The organism is Kitasatospora sp. NPDC058478 (assembly GCF_042720345.1).
In the GTDB taxonomy this organism is placed as follows: Bacteria; Actinomycetota; Actinomycetes; order Streptomycetales; family Streptomycetaceae; genus Kitasatospora.
Genome location: NZ_JBHXML010000160.1, coordinates 1 through 1,891 on the forward strand (window position 1 = coordinate 1; position 1,891 = coordinate 1,891).

General features: G+C 69.3%; 1 pseudogene. It reads left to right on the plus strand.

Going from position 1 to position 1,891, the window contains the following annotated elements:
• Nucleotides 1-35 precede the first annotated feature (35 nt).
• Nucleotides 36-1,891, plus strand: a pseudogene (locus tag ACFWPT_RS40870) (hypothetical protein); the annotation flags it as partial.

The following is a 1,891-nucleotide window of genomic DNA, read 5'->3' on the forward strand; positions in this document are numbered from 1 at the left end:
CCCGGGCGTTGACCTGTCCGCCGGTGCCGTTGTGGGTGAACACCGGCGGTGGCGGTGACCAGCTGTACTCGTACAGTCCGACCGGTACGCAGTTGTCCGACGTGCCGCTGGTGCGGGACTACGGGGACATCGCGTGGAGTGCGGACGGCACGACGCTGTACGGGGTGTCCTGGCACGAAAGCCCGCCGACGCTGTACACGATCAACCCGGCCACCGGCGCGGAGACCAGCTCGGTGGTGATCACCGGTCCGGCCGCGGGTTTCGGGTCCGACTTCAACGCGCTGAGCTCCCGCCCGGACGGCAGCCTGTTCGTCGCGTCGTTCTTCTCGAACCAGATCTGGACGCTCAACCCGGCGACCGGGGTAAGCACGCTGTTCCCCGTCTCCTACCCCGCCACACTCGTCTCCTCGGGTGACTTCGTGACCCTGTCCGACGGCGACGTCCTCGGGGTCGCGTTCGATTCGTTCTTCCAGAACCCCACCAGCTACTTCCGGATCCACCCGGACAACACGATCACCGAGATCGGCACCACCCCGGACTCCATCTACGGTCTGGCCCAGTCCGGCGGCAACGTCTACATCTTCCGTGCGAACGGCACCATCGAGAAGCTGAACTCGGTGCCGACCGCCTCCTCGACCGCGACGCTGCCCACCACTGTCATCGCCGCGACGGGGCACCCCTTCTACGGCGCCTCCTCCACCCAGGACAGCGGGAACTGCAACCTTCCGGCCGGCACCTCCTACACCGTCGCCAAGTCGGTCTCCCCGACCGGCCCGGTGAACGAGGGCGACACCCTGACCTACACCGAGACCGTCACCAACACCGGCACCAACCCGGCCACCTTCGCGGGTTTCAGTGACAACCTCTCGGCCGTGCTGACGGACGGCACGCTGGTGCCCGGCTCCGTCACCGCCAGCTCCGGAACGGCCGCCGTCACCGGGAACACCCTGACCTGGTCGGGCACACTGACCGCGCCGCCCGCCGCCGGGTCCACCGTGACCGTGAAGTACCAGGTCACGGTCAACAGCCCCGACACCGGCAACTACGCGCTGACCAACAACGTCGCGCCCACCATCGCGGGCGGCACCTGCGCGACCGCGACGGGCTGCACCACCACCGTGCTGGTCAACGTCCCCACCCCCACGATCGACAAGTCCGCGGCGGAGAGCTCGTTCGTCGCGGGGCAGACGATCCACTACACCTACGCCGTCACCAACAACGCCGGTGTGCCGCTGACGAACATCGTGGTCACCGACACCGGTCCCGGCACCCCGACGGTCACCTGCCCGCCCGGCCCGCTCGCGGCCGGCGCCACGGAGAACTGCACCGCCACCTACACCGCGACCGCCGCGGACGCGGCGGCGGGCACGATCACCGACACGGCGAACCTCACCGGCACCGTCGGCACCCAGACGGTGACCTCGACCAGCAACCAGGTCGTCGTGCCGCTGCGGGCGCTGACCATCACGAAGTCGGCCGTCCAGCCGAACTTCCAGGCCCCGGGCGAGACGCTCAACTACACGTACACCGTCACCAACACCGGCCAGGTCGCGCTGACCGGCGTGACGGTGACCGACCTGACGCCCGGCGTCACCGTCTCGGGCTGCGGAACCAACCAGCTCGCGCCCGGCCAGTCCACCACCTGCCAGGCCACCTACGTCACGACGGCGGCGGACGTCGCCGCCCAGAACGTGCCCGACCAGGGCCAGGTCACCGGCACCGACCCGGGCGGCCAGAGCGTCACCACGACCAGCAACAAGGTGAACACCCCGCTGGTCGCGATCACGGTGGTGAAGAAGGCCGCCGAGGCGCAGTACACCGCCGCCGGGCAGACCATCCACTACACGTACACGGTCACCAACACCGGCGCCCAGCCGCTGACCAACATCGG